The organism is Micromonospora terminaliae, from assembly GCF_009671205.1.
GTDB lineage: Bacteria > Actinomycetota > Actinomycetes > Mycobacteriales > Micromonosporaceae > Micromonospora > Micromonospora terminaliae.
This window is the reverse complement of the sequence record NZ_CP045309.1, coordinates 52,365-67,509: the sequence shown is the minus strand read 5'-3', so window position 1 is coordinate 67,509 and position 15,145 is coordinate 52,365. Positions and strand designations below refer to the sequence as shown.

The 15,145-nt window shown below is 73.0% G+C and carries 15 protein-coding genes and 3 tRNA genes; 9 read left to right on the top strand and 9 right to left on the bottom strand.

Going from position 1 to position 15,145, the window contains the following annotated elements:
- Window positions 1-74: 74 nt before the first annotated feature.
- Both GCE86_RS00325 and GCE86_RS00320 read left to right on the top strand, forming a co-directional pair.
- Window positions 75-260, top strand: a complete 186-nt coding sequence (locus GCE86_RS00325) for a DNA repair protein (RefSeq protein WP_154225037.1) — start codon at window positions 75-77, stop codon at window positions 258-260.
- 99 nt (window positions 261-359) lie between these two features.
- Window positions 360-875: a hypothetical protein gene (locus tag GCE86_RS00320; RefSeq protein ID WP_154225036.1), complete on the top strand. Its 516-nt coding sequence runs from the start codon at window positions 360-362 to the stop codon at window positions 873-875.
- Window positions 876-973: 98 nt separating this feature from the next.
- Here the strand turns inward: GCE86_RS00320 and GCE86_RS00315 are convergent, their stop codons facing one another.
- The 4 genes from GCE86_RS00315 to GCE86_RS00300 form a co-directional block, all read right to left on the bottom strand.
- Window positions 974-1,714: a Clp protease N-terminal domain-containing protein gene (locus tag GCE86_RS00315; RefSeq protein WP_154225035.1), complete on the bottom strand. Its 741-nt coding sequence runs from the start codon at window positions 1,712-1,714 to the stop codon at window positions 974-976.
- A 122-nt stretch (window positions 1,715-1,836) separates the two neighbouring features.
- Window positions 1,837-2,421, bottom strand: a complete 585-nt coding sequence (locus tag GCE86_RS00310) for a hypothetical protein (protein WP_154225034.1) — start codon at window positions 2,419-2,421, stop codon at window positions 1,837-1,839.
- Between the two features lie 429 nt (window positions 2,422-2,850).
- Window positions 2,851-2,923, bottom strand: a tRNA-Lys gene (locus GCE86_RS00305).
- Window positions 2,924-3,066: 143 nt separating this feature from the next.
- Window positions 3,067-3,139, bottom strand: a tRNA-Lys gene (locus GCE86_RS00300).
- Between the two features lie 187 nt (window positions 3,140-3,326).
- Between GCE86_RS00300 and GCE86_RS00295 the strand changes: the two genes are divergently transcribed.
- Both GCE86_RS00295 and GCE86_RS00290 read left to right on the top strand, forming a co-directional pair.
- Window positions 3,327-4,592: a L,D-transpeptidase gene (locus tag GCE86_RS00295; protein WP_154225033.1), complete on the top strand. Its 1,266-nt coding sequence runs from the start codon at window positions 3,327-3,329 to the stop codon at window positions 4,590-4,592.
- Window positions 4,593-4,804: 212 nt separating this feature from the next.
- Window positions 4,805-6,106, top strand: coding sequence for a L,D-transpeptidase (locus GCE86_RS00290; protein WP_154225032.1), 1,302 nt, complete (start codon window positions 4,805-4,807; stop codon window positions 6,104-6,106).
- A gap of 62 nt (window positions 6,107-6,168) precedes the next feature.
- Here the strand turns inward: GCE86_RS00290 and GCE86_RS00285 are convergent.
- Together GCE86_RS00285 and orn are read right to left on the bottom strand one after the other, a co-directional pair.
- Window positions 6,169-6,244 (bottom strand) — tRNA-His (locus tag GCE86_RS00285).
- A gap of 102 nt (window positions 6,245-6,346) precedes the next feature.
- Window positions 6,347-6,943, bottom strand: a complete 597-nt coding sequence (gene orn, locus GCE86_RS00280; protein ID WP_154225031.1) for an oligoribonuclease — start codon at window positions 6,941-6,943, stop codon at window positions 6,347-6,349.
- Window positions 6,944-7,011: 68 nt separating this feature from the next.
- On the opposite strand from orn, the gene GCE86_RS00275 reads away from it, so the two are divergent.
- Window positions 7,012-8,283, top strand: coding sequence for a glycosyltransferase 87 family protein (locus GCE86_RS00275; protein ID WP_154225030.1), 1,272 nt, complete (start codon window positions 7,012-7,014; stop codon window positions 8,281-8,283).
- 141 nt (window positions 8,284-8,424) lie between these two features.
- On the opposite strand, the gene GCE86_RS32540 is transcribed toward GCE86_RS00275, so the two are convergent.
- The 3 genes from GCE86_RS32540 to GCE86_RS00260 form a co-directional block, all read right to left on the bottom strand.
- Window positions 8,425-9,366, bottom strand: coding sequence for a hypothetical protein (locus tag GCE86_RS32540; RefSeq protein WP_239543212.1), 942 nt, complete (start codon window positions 9,364-9,366; stop codon window positions 8,425-8,427).
- A 202-nt stretch (window positions 9,367-9,568) separates the two neighbouring features.
- Window positions 9,569-10,300: a YcnI family copper-binding membrane protein gene (locus GCE86_RS00265; protein ID WP_154225029.1), complete on the bottom strand. Its 732-nt coding sequence runs from the start codon at window positions 10,298-10,300 to the stop codon at window positions 9,569-9,571.
- A gap of 16 nt (window positions 10,301-10,316) precedes the next feature.
- Window positions 10,317-12,008 carry a copper resistance CopC/CopD family protein gene (locus GCE86_RS00260; protein ID WP_420846500.1) on the bottom strand — a complete coding sequence of 564 codons (1,692 nt, stop codon included), beginning with the start codon at window positions 12,006-12,008 and terminating at the stop codon, window positions 10,317-10,319.
- A 206-nt stretch (window positions 12,009-12,214) separates the two neighbouring features.
- Between GCE86_RS00260 and GCE86_RS00255 the strand changes: the two genes are divergently transcribed.
- The 4 genes from GCE86_RS00255 to GCE86_RS00240 are packed head-to-tail and all read left to right on the top strand — an operon-like array spanning window position 12,215 to window position 15,144.
- A complete protein-coding gene (locus tag GCE86_RS00255) occupies window positions 12,215-12,802 on the top strand; it encodes a sigma-70 family RNA polymerase sigma factor (RefSeq protein ID WP_154225027.1) in 588 nt (195 codons plus the stop codon).
- A gap of 32 nt (window positions 12,803-12,834) precedes the next feature.
- Window positions 12,835-13,356, top strand: a complete 522-nt coding sequence (locus GCE86_RS00250; RefSeq protein WP_154225026.1) for a MauE/DoxX family redox-associated membrane protein — start codon at window positions 12,835-12,837, stop codon at window positions 13,354-13,356.
- Window positions 13,349-14,065, top strand: coding sequence for a DsbA family protein (locus GCE86_RS00245; RefSeq protein WP_154225025.1), 717 nt, complete (start codon window positions 13,349-13,351; stop codon window positions 14,063-14,065). The genes GCE86_RS00250 and GCE86_RS00245 overlap by 8 nt, the downstream gene beginning before the upstream one ends.
- Window positions 14,062-15,144 carry a hypothetical protein gene (locus tag GCE86_RS00240; RefSeq protein WP_244317130.1) on the top strand — a complete coding sequence of 361 codons (1,083 nt, stop codon included), beginning with the start codon at window positions 14,062-14,064 and terminating at the stop codon, window positions 15,142-15,144. The genes GCE86_RS00245 and GCE86_RS00240 overlap by 4 nt, the downstream gene beginning before the upstream one ends.
- The last annotated feature ends 1 nt before the right edge of the window (window position 15,145 follow it).

Here is a 15,145-nt window from a genome sequence, read left to right as displayed (position 1 = left end):
CGGAACCGGAGACATCGATCCCGCGTCATATTCATTTCCATACATGTACAAGTTTCTCTGGGACGGTAATGGTCATGCCGAATCAGCCGAATGACCGGTACCAGCAGGACGCCGAGCAGCGCTGGCAGGCCGTGGAGGCCGCCGGGCGGTTCCCGGCGCAGGCCGACTACCGGGGGGCGCGCCGCCGGTCACTCTCCTGGGCGGCGCTGAACGCGCTGCCGGCGGGCGCCTCCACCCGGCGTGGCCTCACCGCCCACTGACGCCCGACACACCGGGGTGCTCCGCACCGAGCTTTCGCACACCTGTCCGGTACCGTCTTGTGGTCCGAATCCCGGCCTACCACAGGAGAAACCCCGCGCATGGGCAAGAAGACGATCCACGTCTCCGACTTCAGCGGCCAGGTGCTGCGCCCCGACGACGAGGTGGTCAAGGTCGTCGTGCTGGAGCACCCGGACCTCGTCGCCGGGCCCGTGCAACTCGACGCCACCCCGGTCGAGGTGGAGAGCATCGACGACGCGGCGCTCGACGTGGCCGTCGTGGAGATCCACGACCGGCACGGCGGCGGCGAGCCGCGTCGGGTGGTGCTGACCGCCAGCGAGTTCGACGCGATGGCGACCGATGTGCCGATGGCGCAACTGCTGCGTACCGCCGAGCGGGTCAAGCCGCCCAAGGCCCGGCGGTCCGCCGAGAAGATCGACTACGGCACCATCGAGCACGCCGGCAAGCCGCACCGCGGCCGGGTCACCGAGGAGGAGGCCCGGCTCGTCCGCGAGCAGCTCGACGAGGTCAACAAGCGCCTCGCCGACGCGGGCATCCGGCAGGTCGACCCGGCCGACCCCGAGCACGCGGCCCGCTACGGCTTCCCCGGCGCCTGACGCCGGCGCGCCGGGCACGCGCCCCCGTGGCGCGTGCCCGGCGCGGTCCGGGCGTTGGTGCGGGTTCGGGCCTTCGTGCCGGTGCGTCTTGCCGCGGGTCAGGCCCGCTTGCGGGTGATCTCGGCGAGGGCGCCCTCCACGGCGTGCTCCAGGGCCGCCTTCTCCAGCCCGAGGCCGGTGAGCACGCCGTCGCCGCCCTCCTCCTCCACCAGGGCGAGCAGGATGTGCTCGGTGCCCACGTAGTTGTGCCCCAGCCGCAACGCCTCCCGGAAGGTCAGCTCCAGGACCTTCTTGGCCCGCGCGTCGTAGGGGATCAGGTCCGGCACCGTCTCGGCCTTCGCCGGCAGGGTCGCGGTGACCGCCTCCCGCAGCCGCTCCAGGGGTACGCCCCGGGCCACGATCAGCGCGGCCGCGAGCCCCTCCGGCTCGGCCAGCAGGCCCAGGGCGACGTGCCCCGGCGTGATCTCGGCGTTGCCGGCGGCCCGCGCCTCCTCCTGAGAGGACACCACCACGTTACGGGCGCGCGGGGTGAACCGGCCGAACCCCGCGTTCGGGTCGAGAGCCGCGGCCGTCTCGGCCTTCGCGGCCGACCGCTTCTGGGCGGCCTGCTTGCTCACCCCCATGCTGCGGCCGATGTCCGTCCAGGACGCACCCGACCGGCGAGCCTGGTCGACGAAGTGCCCGACCAGGTGGTCGGCGAGGTCGCCCAGGTGGTCGGCGACCAGGACGGCGCCGGCGAGCTGGTCCAGGGCGTCGCCGTGCACCTTCTTGATGCCGTCGATCAGCTCGTCGAGGCGTACCGGGTGGTTCATCTTCAGCGGCTCTGCGTCTTCCGTCATGCGTCAACCATAGGTTGACGCAGCGGCACCGTCAACCGTTGGTTGACGATCTCCCGGGCCGCGGAGATGCCGCTGGCCGGCACCCCGATGTTGGGGGTGCCGGCCAGCGTTCGTTAGTTGGGTCAGCTGTTCCAGTACTGGCCGACGATGTCGGCGGCCTGCTGCTCCCACTGGGCGTAGGCGTCCGGGTAGGCCGAGACCTGCACGGTCTGGGCGGCCTCGGTCAGCGGCATGTCCTGCCACCCGTCGACCTGCTTCAGACCCTTGAGGAACGCCAGCGTCGAGTACTCCGGATCGGTGATCTGCTCCGGCGAACCCCAACCACTGGACGGGCGCTGCTGGAACAGGCCCAGCGAGTCGTGGTCGTTGGCGTCGCCGAGGTGGCCCAGGTTCTCCAGCTTCGACTCCTGCAGGCTCGTGGCGATCGAGATGACCGCCGCCCGCTCCGGCAGACCGGCCTTCTTCGTCGCCGCGATGATCGCCTTCGCGTTGCCGACCTGCTCGTCGCTCAGGTCGATCCGCGACTGCGCGCCCTGCACACCGTGCGGGATCAGCTTGCCCGCATCCGGCTTGTCCGCCTGCACCACCGCAGCCTCCGACAGACCCGACGGCCCCACCTCGTGGTGGTTCAGCGGACCGGCAGCCAGACCACCGGCAACAGCCAGACCAGCAATACCCAGCACACTCTTACGCAGCATCGTGTTCACGGGGGTAGCTCCATTCGGGGGTCGACGCACACCCACCGACGGGGGGCCGGCTGAATGGTGTGCGCAAGCACCGTCAGGCGCTCAAAAAGTCACTCCGGGGGATCACCGACGCGCGAGGCCGGGGGGCCACTTCACCGCGCCGGGACCATGTACAACGACCACCGGCCCACCAACATTCCAGGCCACGGGCACCCGCCTCCACGGGCCACCCTCCTCGGTCGCGCACCGGGATACAACGACCCCCACCCACCCGGCATTCCGCCGCCGCGGTGCGCCGAACCGGACAACCACCCCAGGCGGTGACAGACCCCTCGCGACCACTCACGTGCCGTGTCCGATTCAGGCGACGCCGGGCGGCATGCGTGGGAAGGAGGCCGGGCCGGAAAGACGTCAGGCCCGGTCCGTGCTGGACCGGGCCTGACCGAACCGTGCGCCGCCAGGGACTCGAACCCCGAACCCGCGGATTAAGAGTCCGCTGCTCTGCCAGTTGAGCTAGCGGCGCTCGCCGGCAACGGCAGGAACGGTAACACGCCACCGATCCGCCTCCGCCAGGGGCGGTCACCCTTGCGCAGGGCGCCGCGCACGGCCCCGCAGGCAGCGCAAAAGAACAGGCCCGGTGCACTGCACCGGGCCTGATCTGAACTGTGCGCCGCCAGGGACTCGAACCCCGAACCCGCGGATTAAGAGTCCGCTGCTCTGCCAGTTGAGCTAGCGGCGCTCGCTGACAACGGGAAGAACCTTAGCACGCACGCCGAGCCGGGTTCCAATCCGATACCGGGCTCCACCCTTCGGACGAGCTTAACCGGCGAAAGCCCGCAAAGTTCGCATCCCTCCGGCCACGGGGCGCAGGACGCGGGCAATCATGCGGCACGATGTCGGCCAGGCACGCGAGAACAGAGGTGGGGATGGGCAGGTTCGCGCGGTCCGGGGCGATGGTGGGCGTCCTGGTCCTCACGGCGTCGCTGGCACTGACCGGGTGCGGCGACGACCAGAAGAAGCCGGCGTTCGTGGCCGGCGCGCAGCAGGGTGACCCGGTCGCGACCACGTCACCGGACACGACGGGCGAGCCGAGCCAGGCCGCCCTGCCGACGCTGTCGGTGAGCCCGGCCGACGGGGCAGAGAAGCGCCCGGTCAGCACCGAGATCAGCGCGAAGATCCCGGGCGGCGGGAAGGTGTCGAAGGTCGTCCTCACCGCCGCCGACGGCGCCACCGTCGCCGGGCGGCTGCGCCGGGACGGCTCGTCCTGGGTGCCGTCGGCTCCGTTGAAGTACGGGACCCGGTACACCGCCACGGTGACCGGGACCGGCAGCGACGGCCAGGCCCGGCAGGGCACCAGCAGCTTCACCACGATGGCCAAGCCGAAGTCGATGATCGGCTCGGGGCTCTACATGTTCAGCGGCAAGACGTACGGGGTGGGCATGCCGGTGGTCGCCGAGTTCTCGCCGGGCATCCCGAAGAAGGACCGCGCCGCGGTGCAGAAGCGGATGTTCGTGCAGACCGACCCGCCGCAGCCGGGCGCCTGGCACTGGCTCTACAACGGCACCCAGGCGTACTACCGGGCCCCGGAGTACTGGAAGCCGGGCACCACCATCACCGTCCGGCTGGCGCTTGCCGGGATCCCGCTGAGCAACGGCCGCTACGGCAACGTCGACCGCAGCGCCACCGCCAAGATCGGCCGCGCGTTCGAGATGAAGGTCGACAACGCGACCAAGCAGATGACCGTCTACGAGAACGGTTCGGTGGTCCGCACCATCCCGGTGAGCCTGGGCAAGAAGAGCACCCCCTCGTCCAGCGGCACCATGGTGGTGATGGAGAAGAAGGAGTCCACGGTCTTCGACACCCGGGACGAGCCGGACCCCCGCAACCAGTACGTCACGGAGATCGACTTCGCCCAGCGACTCACCTGGGGCGGGGAGTACATCCACGCGGCGCCGTGGTCGGAGGGCAAGCAGGGCAGGGTGAACGTCTCGCACGGCTGCGTCAACGTCTCGATGGCGAACGGCCGGTGGCTCTTCGGCAAGACGCTGGTCGGCGACCCGATCACGGTGAAGGGCACCGAGCGGCGGCTGGAGCCGGGCAACGGCTGGACGGCCTGGAGCATGAGCTGGTCGCAGTTCGTCGCGGGCAGCGCCGTGCCGGTGCCGGAGGGCGGTCAGGGATCGCCCTTCTGAACCGGCGTAACGTGGGCGGGCGCGGCGCCGATGGCGGTCGTCCGCCCACGTACCGTCGGGTGGCGGAGAGACCACTCCACCCGGCAAAGCGCCGCACGATATCAGAATCGTTACATCGCGGGCGGGGTGTTTCGGTTCACGTCCGGCAACGGGTAACCGTTCCGGTGCGTCTATAGGGACGATGGGCCGGGATCACGACTTGTGAGGGAAACATGCGAGCTAGCCAGGACGAGCTGATCCGGGGCGGCACCCCCCGGCGCGGCGGGCGACGCCGCGTGTTCGCGGCCGCGGTGCTCGCCGCCGCCATGGCCCTGACCGGGTGCACCAGCGACAAGGGCGGGGACGACAAGGGGTCGAGCTGGCAGGGCGGTGGCGAGAGCGGCCCGAAGGCGGCGGCGACCATCACCGAGCCCGCGGCCGACGCCAAGGACGTCCCGGCCTCCACGGCGCTCACCTTCACCACGAAGGACGCGCAGGAGACCACCGTCGAGTTGAAGGACTCCGCCGGCAAGGTCGTCGAGGGCGAGCTCGCGAGGGACGGGAAGAGCTGGCTGCCGGACGGCGCGCTGAACTACGGCGAGACGTACACGGCCACGGTGACCGCGACCGGCGACGACGGCAAGCCGGCCACCGCGACCAGCACCTTCACCACCATGGCGAAGCCGGGCAAGCAGATCCGGGTCACCAGCTTCCTCGGCGACAACCAGGTCGTCGGCGTGGGCATGCCGCTGATCGTGAAGTTCGGCCGGGCCATCCCGGAGGACTACCGCGACGACCTGCAGCGCCGGATGACGGTCACCGCCAAGCCCGCCCAGGAGGGCATCTGGCACTGGGTGAGCCCCACCGAGGTGCACTACCGGCCGAAGTCGTTCTGGAAGGCCAACAGCACCGTGAGCTACAAGGTGCAGGCGGGCGGGCTGCCGCTCGGCGGCGGCTGGTACGGCCGCTCCGACCTCAGTGTCGACGTCAAGGTCGGTCCGTCGTTCGTGATGACCGTGGATAACCGCACCAAGCGGATGACGGTCACCAAGGACGGCAAGGTGATCAAGACGATCCTGGTGAGCCTCGGCAAGAAGAGCACCCCGTCGTCCAGCGGCACCATGGTCGTGATCGAGAAGCTCCGCCACACGGTCTTCGACACCATGGAGGAGCTGGGCCCGGAGGAGGGCTACCGCACCGAGATCGACTACGCCCAGCGGCTCACCTGGGGTGGCGAGTTCATCCACGCCGCGCCCTGGTCGGAGGGCGTGCAGGGCAGGACGAACGTGTCGCACGGGTGCGTCAACGTCTCGATGAAGGACGGCAACTGGCTCTTCGCCAACACCCGCATGGGCGACCCCATCACGGTGAAGGGCACCGAGCGCAAGCTCCAGAACGGCAACGGCTGGACCGACTGGAACATGAGCTGGGACGAGTACGTCAAGGGCAGCGCCCTGCCGTACGAGCCGCCGGCCGAGCCGGGCGACGACACCAGCCCGGCCGCCGACGAGCCGAGCGTCGAGCCGACCCCCTGATCCGACGGCAGCCAGCGCAAACGACCGAAGCCCCCTCCCGGAGGAGGGGGCTTCGGTGCTGCTGGGGTGACTGATGGGAATTGAACCCACGACAACCGGGACCACAACCCGGTGCTCTGCCAACTGAGCTACAGCCACCATGCTCTCCGCGCCGGTCGAGCCGGGCGGGGCGCGGACTAATAATAGCCACACCCCTGCCGGCCCCGTCCACCGGGTTGCGGCCGGCCGGCTCGGCGAGGCTCAGAGCTGCGCGGCGATCGCCTTGGCACTCTCCACGTCCGGGCCGGGCAGCGGCACGAAGACCGTCCGCCGGTAGTACTCCAGCTCGCGGATGCTCTCCCGGATGTCGGCCAGCGCCCGGTGGGCGAGCCCCTTCTGCGGCTGACCGAAGTACACCCGCGGGTACCAGCGCCGGCACAACTCCTTGATCGAGGAGACGTCGATCATCCGGTAGTGCAGGTGGGCGTCGAGCCGGGGCATGTCCCGGGCGATGAAGCCCCGGTCGGTCGCGATCGAGTTGCCGCACAGCGGGGCGGTACGCGGGTCCTTCACGTGGCTGGCCACGTAGTCGAGCACCATGTCCTCGGCCTCGCGCAGGGTGACCGTGGAGCGGCGCACCTCCTCGGTGAGGCCGGACTTGCCGTGCATGGTCTGCACGATCTCCGGCATCGCCTCCAGCGCCGCCTCGTCGGCGTGGATGACCACGTCGACGCCCTCCCCCAGCACGTTGAGATCGGGGTCGGTGACGAGCGCGGCGACCTCGATCAGCTTGTCCCGGCCGAGGTCCAACCCGGTCATCTCACAGTCGATCCAGACGAGAAGATCAGCCACCGCCACAGACTACGCGCCGCCGACCCGCCCGCGCCTGAAGCACCCTCGCCGAGGTGGACCGCTAGGGTTTCCCCGTGCCAGCCGAACCCGTCGCACCACCCGCCGTCACCGAGGACGACCCGGGCGGGCGCACGGCCCGCCGGCTCGTCGCGGTGGTGGCGCTGGCGGCGGTGCTCCCGGCGCTCTACCTGCCCGGTCTGGTGCACGACTTCTTCGACCTCAAGATCTACATGCGGGCCATGGACTGGTGGTCGGCCGGCCACCCGCTCTACGACTACGTCCAGCCGGACCGGGTGCAGGGCGCGCTCTACTTCACCTATCCCCCCTTCGCGGCGCTGCTGCTGCGGCCGTTCGCGCTGCTGCCGCTGGGCGCCACCATCGCGATCTTCACGGTGCTCACCGTGGTCGGCGTGGTGGTGACCACCCGCTGGCTGGTGCTGCCCGTGATCCGGCGGCACGGCCTGCCGCCGCTGTTCAGCGTCACGGTCGCCGTGCTGCTGGTCCTCGCGGTGGAGAGCACCCGGGAGACGCTCACCTTCGGGCAGATCAACATGCTGCTGGTGGTGCTGATCCTGGGCGACCTGCTGTACGCCGTACCCCAGGGGCGGCGCTGGGCCGGCGTGGGCGTGGGACTGGCGGCGGCGCTCAAGCTGTTCCCCGGCATCTTCGTGCTCTACCTGCTGGCCACCCGGCGCTGGCGGGCGGCCGTGGTGGCGGCCGTGACGGCGGCGCTGGCCACGCTGCTCGCCGCGGCGGTCGCGCCGGGTGACTCGTGGCGGTTCTGGACCCACGAGCTGTGGGCGACCGACCGGGTGGGCCGGACCGACTACACCGGGAACCAGTCGCTGTTCGGGCTGCTCAGCCGGATCACCGCGCCGGACAAGCCGAGCCAGCTCCCCTGGCTGCTGCTGGCGCTGCTGGTCGCCGGGTACGGGCTGTGGCGGGCCGCGCGGGCGGCGCGGGCCGGGGACGCCCTGGCCGGCCTCACCCTGACCGGCCTCGTCGGCGGGCTGGTCAGCCCGATCACCTGGACCCACCACCTGTACTGGTTCATTCCGGCGGTGGTGGTGCTGCTCGACGCGGCGCTGGACGCCGACCGGACCACGGTGGAGGGTGCCCGCCGGCGACGGTGGCTGCTCGTCCTGGCCGTCGGCACCGGCTTCGTGATCGTCTACGGGGTGGTCACCTTCCAGGACTGGGGCGTCGCGCCGGCCCGCACCGACAATCCCGCCGAGTTCATCGTCCGCAACGCGTACGTGCTGCTCAGCCTGTTGCTGCTGGCCGTGCTGCCGGCCCGCCACCGGGTGCCGGAGCGGTCCGCCGCACCAGCCGGAAACGGGCACTAACTGGACAGAACTCGCGACAAGCGCCGTTCGGCGCTAATCTGGTCTCAACTACCTCAGGTTTCTCCCAGGTAGCACCGATCCCCCGGTGACGGTGGCCCTCCGCGTCGGCAGCGCGGAGGGCCACCGCCGTAGGGGGCAGGTTCACTCGTCGGCGGGCGGCGCCGGCCGGACCGGGCGGGGCGTCCCCGCCGTGGTCACCGGGGGCCACGACCATTCCGGGTCGACCGGCAGGCCGGCGAGGCTCTCGGCCCGCCGGCTGGGCACCGGGCCGATGGCCGCACGGGACCGCTCGCCGGGCCCCGATCCGACGGAGACCAGTTGCCGGTCGGGCAGCATGGCGGGTTCCGGCACCCGGCCCAGGCCGCTGAGCGAGCTGACGCCCAGCCGGCCGGCCAGCACCGGAACCTGGTCCGGTTCGACGACGAAGACCACCTCGCGCGGCCGGACCGGGCGCAGCAGCAGCACCACGGCGAGGACGACCAGCAGCGTCCCGCCCGCCAGCAGCGCCCAGGCGATCCCCGGGAACCAGCCGGCGCGCAGCTCGGCGCCCAGGTCCACGGCCAGGTCGCCCCGCCCGTCCGGCCGCATCACCACCAGGCTCAGCGACCGGTCGGCCAGTTCGGCCGGGCTCCACTCCAGAGCCCCGATCCCCTCACGTACCCAGAGGTCCTGGCCGAGGGGGTCGGGGGCCGCGGCGCCCGCGGTGGGCGGGTCGAGACGGACCGGCAGCGGCCCCCGGGCCACCGCGACCCGGCGCACGGTGGCGTGCGGGACGTCGGACAGCCACCGTCGCACCTGGTCGGTCGGGGCGAGGCCGAGGAAGGCCGGGCCGTCGGCGGTCCGCGCGGTGAGCCGCAGCCGGGTCTGACCGGCCCGGGCGACCGGCGCATCGGCGCGGAGCAGGGCGTCCACGTCGGTCACCACGACCGCCCGGGCGGGGGTGCGAATCGTCTCGAAGCGGGCGCCGAAGCCGCCGTCCGGGTCGGCGTGCCGGGCGGCGAGCCAGAGCCCGGCGCCCGCCAGCAGGGCCGGAATCCCCACGGTCAACAGCAGCATGCCGGCGATCGTGCGCACGAAACGCATTCGCGTCGTCCCCCTCGGTAGCGAAGTACCCGGCCGACCTTACCGACGCCGACCGCCGATTCGCCGGATATCCACGGCACGCACGCGAAGGACCGCGGAACGACGGCCGGCCCGCCGGAAGATCCGTGCGACCATTCCGGCTCGGCGCGTCTGACGCCACGCCGCGACCCGGAACGGTCGCGGGCCGGCGCGGCGACGCGGGTCAGGACTTCGCGGCGGGCTCCCGACGGGTACGCCGGAAGGCCAGCCCGCCGAGGATGAGGCCGGCCAGGCCGGCGACCAGACCGGCCACCCCGAACGCGGTCGCGGCGCCGGTGTCGGCGTCGTCGTCATCGTCGTCGTCGGCTGCGGCCGCCGGGGCGCTCGCGGCCGGCGAGGCGGACGCCTCGGCGGCGGCCAGGGTGAGCACCGGCGCCGGGTTCTCCGGCTCCTCCGCGCCCGGCGTGGGCTCCTCGATCCAGCGGGAGACGTTGCCGTCGGAGTAGGTCTGGAGCACCTTGAACACCATCCGGTCGACCTGCGGCAGCGGGCCCATCGACACCGGGAACTCCTGGAACTCGCCCGGCTTGACGCCGCCGTTCGGGGCGGCCGTCCAGGTCAGCTTGGAGACCGCCTCGGTGAGCTGGCTGCCGTGCACCTCGATCGGCGGGTCGACCTTGCGCTTCTCGACCGCGACCGTCCAGCCGGGCACCGGCATGGTGGAGACCGAGCCGACCGGGGCGTTCTCCGGCAGGTTCACCTCGACCTTGGCGGTCGACGCCGTGTCGCTCTCGTTCGGCACCCGGAAGGCGAAACGGCCGTAGCTGCCCTGCGTTGCCTCCTTCGGGTTCACGGTGACGTGCGCCGAGGCCGGCCCGGCCAGGCCGAGCACGGCCGCGGTCACGGCCGTCAGGGTGAGCGCGGCGGCGGTTGCGGGACGCCGGAGACGGATCATGTGGGCGAGCCTTCCGTTACTTGACGGGCACGGTGGCGGTCACCGTGGCCTGGTCGATGTCGGACGTGCGGACGGTGAAGCGGAGCTGCCACTGCCCCGCCGCCGGCAGGTTGAACTCGCCGAAGGCGTGGTTGTCGGTCAGCGGCAGCAGCGGGATCGTGATCGGCTCGATGCCGGCCGACGGCAGCGCGGCGGTGGCCTTCCACTCCTGCACCGGCTGGGGCCGGTTGTCCTTGGTGTAGGCGTAGAGGTGCAGCGAGTTGCTGCCGGTCTCGGCCGGGTCCAGTTCCACCTGCAGGGAGTAGAGCGGGCTGCTCAGCGTCGTGGAGAAGAAGTTGTCCGGTGCGCCGGCCACGGTCCCGGAGGCGGTGCGGGCCGGGGTGGTCTGCACCAGCGTGGCCGACAGGCCGAGCACCACCGCGGTGATGGCCAGCTCGGCCACCACGGCCCGCCGCATCGCGCCGGGCCGGCCCGCGGCGGCGCGCCGCCGCACCAGCGCCCGGGAGTACGCGGCCACCCCGATCACCAGCGCGAACAGCACGATCTTGGCGAGCAGCAGCCGCCCGTACGTGGTGTCGACCAGCGCCTTCGGCGTGGCCACCTCGATGAGCCCCTGCACGGTGCCGGCCAGCAGCAGCGCGGCCACCGCCAGCGCCGCCCAGCGGGACCAGATCGGCAGGATCGCATCCAGCTCCCGCTCGTCGGCCCGGCGCAGCAGGAAGACCGCGAGCATCACGAGGCCGCCCAGCCAGACGGCCATGCTGCCCAGGTGCACGGCGTCCACGACCACCGACACGGCGGGAGCGGGGGACGCCGCCGGGTGCCCGGCGAGGGGCCAGGTGAACAGCGCCGCCCCGCCGAGGATGGCCAGGATGAGCCCGTCGGTGCGGCCCACCGGCCCCGCGAAGAGCGGGCGGAGCAGGAAGGCCGCCGCGGCGAGCAGGCCGAGCCGGACCAGGTGCGCCGTGCCGTAGGTGCTGCCGAGCACGTCGCCGAAGCCGGAGCCGGTGACGTCGAACGGGCCGCCGCCGTTGGTGTAGGGGACCTGGAGCCACAGCTCGGCGAGGGTGGCCACGGCCAGCAGGCCGAGCCCCGACCAGGCCAGCCGGGCGGGGCCGCGCCGGGACAGCCGGCGGGGCCACAGCGCGGCCAGCACCAGCGCCGGGCCGACGAGCAGCAGCAGCCCGGCGTAGCCCAGGTACTTCGCCACCTTGACCGCGTTGCCGACCACCGGGTCGGCCCGGGTGTCCGTGCCGGTGTCGGTCGGCGGGGTGGACGGCGCACCGACCGAGTAGGTGAACGCGCCGGAGACCGGGTGGCTGTCGGCCGAGATCACCCGGTAGCTGACCAGGTAGGTGCCGCGGGAACCGGACGGGTCCACCGGGATGGTGACGACGGCGCCCTTGAAGGTCGGCTCGCCCCGGTCGGCCCGGGAACCGTCGGGCGCGATCACCCGGACCTTGCCCGGGACCTTCCGGACCCCCTCGCTGAAGGTGATCACCACCTCGGCGGGCGCGCTCTGCACCACGGACGAGGCCGCGGGACTGCTGCTCACCAGCACCGCGTGGGCGCTGGCCGGGGTGGCCGGAGCCAGCAGCAGGGCGAGGAGGGTGACCAGCAGCCCGGCGGCGGTCGCCAGCCGGGCGGCCCAGGGACGGTCGGCGACGGCCACGGGGCGGCGGCGTACGGCAGCAGTCATGACCGTCATGCTTCCCGAACCGCCCGGCCTCCGGCGAGCCGGCCTCATCCGCGCACCGGCGCCGTCCCCGCGGCCCGCCCGACGGCACGCGCGTCGTCGCATGTCACGTTCGGGTAGTCGGCGGGCGGGCGGGAAAAGTTCCCGGCGTGGGCGGGACCACGTAATGGGCCGAAGGACCCTGTCCGGCACAGGTACGCCGCGTAACCTCGTCTGTCGTGATCCCTGCCCCGCGCGACACCTCCGCCGGCCGCCCCGCGGCCGCGAGCGAGCCTGCCCGGGACAGCGCGACCGGCTGGGCGCTGGCCGCCCGCGAGGGCGACCCGGCGGCCCAGGCCGCCTTCGTCCGGGCCACCCAGGCCGAGGTGTGGCGCTTCGCCGCCGCCCTGGTCGACCCGGACAGCGCCGACGACCTGACCCAGGAGACGTACCTGCGGGCGTTCCGGGCGCTGCCCGGCTTCGAGGGGCGGTCCACGGCACGGACCTGGCTGCTCGGCATCGCCCGGCGGGCCTGCGCCGACCACCTCCGCACCGTGGTCCGCCGCCGGCGCCTGGACGCGCGGCTCGCCGCGCACGCGGCCACCGAGCGGCCCCACCCGGACCCGGCCGGGCAGCTCGGGGCCACCGACCTGGTCCGCCGGCTCCCCGCCGACCGGCGCTCGGCGTTCGTGCTCACCCAGCTGCTCGGCCTGTCGTACGCCGAGGCCGCCGCCGTGGAGGGGGTGCCCGTGGGCACCATCCGCTCGCGCGTCGCCCGGGCCCGCGACGAGCTGGTCGAGGCCGCCGGCGACGCGCTGACCGGTTGATCGTGGAACTTTCCTCGGATCCGAAGCGACCAATGACCGTGACCGCACACCCCACCCGGGCCGGCCGCTGGCCCGCCGTCCGGCCCTGGCTCGGCATCGCGGCCCGCTTCGGCCTGGCCGCCGTCTGGCTGGTCGCCGGCGCCTCGAAGATCGACGACCTGGCCGCCTCCGGCCGTGCGGTCAACGCCTACCAGGTGATGCCGTACGACCTGGCCACCGTGATCGGCGCGGCGCTGCCCTTCGTCGAGCTGGCGCTCGGGGTGCTCCTGCTCGTGGGGCTGGCCACCCGGGTGACGGCCGGCGTCTCCGCCGCACTGCTGGTGGTCTTCATCACCGGCATCGCCTCGGCCTGGGCCCGTGGCCTGTCCATCGACTGCGGGTGCTTCGGCAGCGGCGGACAACTCGCCGCCGGCCAGGCACCGAGCTACCTCCCGGAGATCCTCCGGGACCTGGGATTCCTCGTACTGGCCGGGTTCCTGCTGAGCTGGCCCCGCACCCCGTTCTCGGTGGACGGCTGGCTGGCGGGCGACACCGTGGAGGTCGACGATGAGTAGTCGCAAGGGGCGGAAGAACGCGGCCCAGGTGGTCCGCGCCCAGATCGCCCGGGAGAAGCGGCGCACCCGCACGATCTGGACCTCGGTCGCCGCCGTGGCGGTGCTCGTGATCGCCGGACTGATCGGCTGGGCGGTCTACTCCAGCCAGAAGTCGGAGACCTTCACCACCCCGCCCGGCGCCAACCCGCCCGGCACCGCCATCGTCCTGGGCCAGGGCCCAGTCACCGTCGACCTCTACGAGGACTACCTCTGCCCGGTCTGCAAGCGGTTCCAGGAGACCAGCGGCGCGACGATCAACCAGTTGATCAGCGAGGGCAAGATCCGGGTGAACTTCCACCCGGTGGCCTTCCTCAACCGCTTCTCCACCACGGAATACTCCACCCGCTCCTCGGCCGCCGCCGGCTGCGCCGCACAGGGCGGCAAGTTCAAGGAGTTCACCGACCAGCTCTTCGCCCGCCAGCCGGCCGAGGGCAGCGCCGGGCTCAGCGACGACGAGCTCATCGACATCGGCGCGGGCGTCGGGCTCGACCGCGACGACTTCGGCTCCTGCGTCAAGGACGGGAAGTACAAGTCGTGGACCGAGCACGTCACCGACGAGGCCAGCAAGTCCGGCGTCAACAGCACCCCGACCATCCGCGTGAACGGCAGGGACGTCGAGGACCGCAGCCCCGAGGGCATCCGGGCGGCCGTGGAGGCGGCCGGCAAGTGATCCCCGCACCCCTGCGGCGGACCACCGTGGTGGTCACCGCCGCGCTCGCCGCCCTCCTCGGCCTCGCCGCCCCCGCCGCCGCGCACGGCGCCGACGCCCCCGACGGCACCGACTACCGGGCCGAGGTCACCGGCATCGGCCCGGCCCGCCCCAGGCTCACCGCCCGGATGGTCGAGGCCGGCGCCCGCCTCGAACTGACCAACCGCGGCGCGGCCGACGTCGAGGTGCTCGGCTACTCCGGCGAGCCGTACCTGCGGATCGGTCCCGGCGGCGTGTACGAGAACAGCCGCTCCCCCGCCACCTACCTGAACCGCACACTCGCCGGGGACACCCAGCTCCCGCCGGAGGCCGACCCGGCGGCCGCACCGGTCTGGCGGCGGGTCTCCGACGGGCCGACGGCCCGCTGGCACGACCAGCGGACGCTCTGGCTGGAGTCCGGCCCGCCGGCCCAGGTGGCCGCCGCCCCCGACCGCGAGCAGCGGGTCCGCGACTGGGTGGTGCCGCTGCGCGCCGGCACGGGCACGATCGAGGTACGCGGCACCCTGGACTGGGTGCCGCCGCCGGACGCGTACCCGTGGTGGGTGGCCGCCACCCTCGGCTTCCTCGTCATCGGCGCGGCCGGCCTGGTCCCGGCCGGCACCGCCACCGGTGTCCGCGCGCTGCGCGGCGCGGGCGCGCTGCTCGCCCTGGGCGGGGCGGCGGCCGTGGCGCTCACCGTCGGCAAGGCCCTCGACACCGGCGCCGCCGGGGCCGGCGGGGTGCTCCTCGACCTGCTGACCGGGCAGCTGTGGACGCTGCTCACCGGACTGGGCGCGCTCGCCGCCGGCGGCTACGCGCTGGCCCGCCGCCCGGCCGCCGACTTCGCGCTGGCCCTGGCGGGCACCTGCCTCACCCTGTTCGCGGGCGTCGCGAACCTGGCCGTCCTGTCCCGTTCGGTGGCACCGGTCGCCGGCCCGCCCACCCTGGCGCGGGTGCTGGTCACCGTGGCCCTGGCCACCGGGCTCGGCGCGCTAGCCGCCGGCCTGCTCCGCCTACGCACCGCGGCCCGCGCCACCCGCCCGGCCCCCGTCCCCCGCTGAC

Excerpts from the sequence above, each read along its gene's own strand:
- GCE86_RS00325 (WP_154225037.1), top strand. The coding sequence starts at position 75 with ATGCCGAATCAGCCGAATGACCGGTACCAGCAGGACGCCGAGCAGCGC.
- GCE86_RS00320 (WP_154225036.1), top strand. The coding sequence starts at position 360 with ATGGGCAAGAAGACGATCCACGTCTCCGACTTCAGCGGCCAGGTGCTG.
- GCE86_RS00315 (WP_154225035.1), bottom strand. The coding sequence starts at position 1,714 with ATGACGGAAGACGCAGAGCCGCTGAAGATGAACCACCCGGTACGCCTC.
- GCE86_RS00295 (WP_154225033.1), top strand. The coding sequence starts at position 3,327 with ATGGGCAGGTTCGCGCGGTCCGGGGCGATGGTGGGCGTCCTGGTCCTC.
- GCE86_RS00290 (WP_154225032.1), top strand. The coding sequence starts at position 4,805 with ATGCGAGCTAGCCAGGACGAGCTGATCCGGGGCGGCACCCCCCGGCGC.
- GCE86_RS32540 (WP_239543212.1), bottom strand. The coding sequence starts at position 9,366 with ATGCGTTTCGTGCGCACGATCGCCGGCATGCTGCTGTTGACCGTGGGG.
- GCE86_RS00265 (WP_154225029.1), bottom strand. The coding sequence starts at position 10,300 with ATGATCCGTCTCCGGCGTCCCGCAACCGCCGCCGCGCTCACCCTGACG.
- GCE86_RS00260 (WP_420846500.1), bottom strand. The coding sequence starts at position 12,008 with ATGACGGTCATGACTGCTGCCGTACGCCGCCGCCCCGTGGCCGTCGCC.
- GCE86_RS00250 (WP_154225026.1), top strand. The coding sequence starts at position 12,835 with ATGACCGTGACCGCACACCCCACCCGGGCCGGCCGCTGGCCCGCCGTC.
- GCE86_RS00245 (WP_154225025.1), top strand. The coding sequence starts at position 13,349 with ATGAGTAGTCGCAAGGGGCGGAAGAACGCGGCCCAGGTGGTCCGCGCC.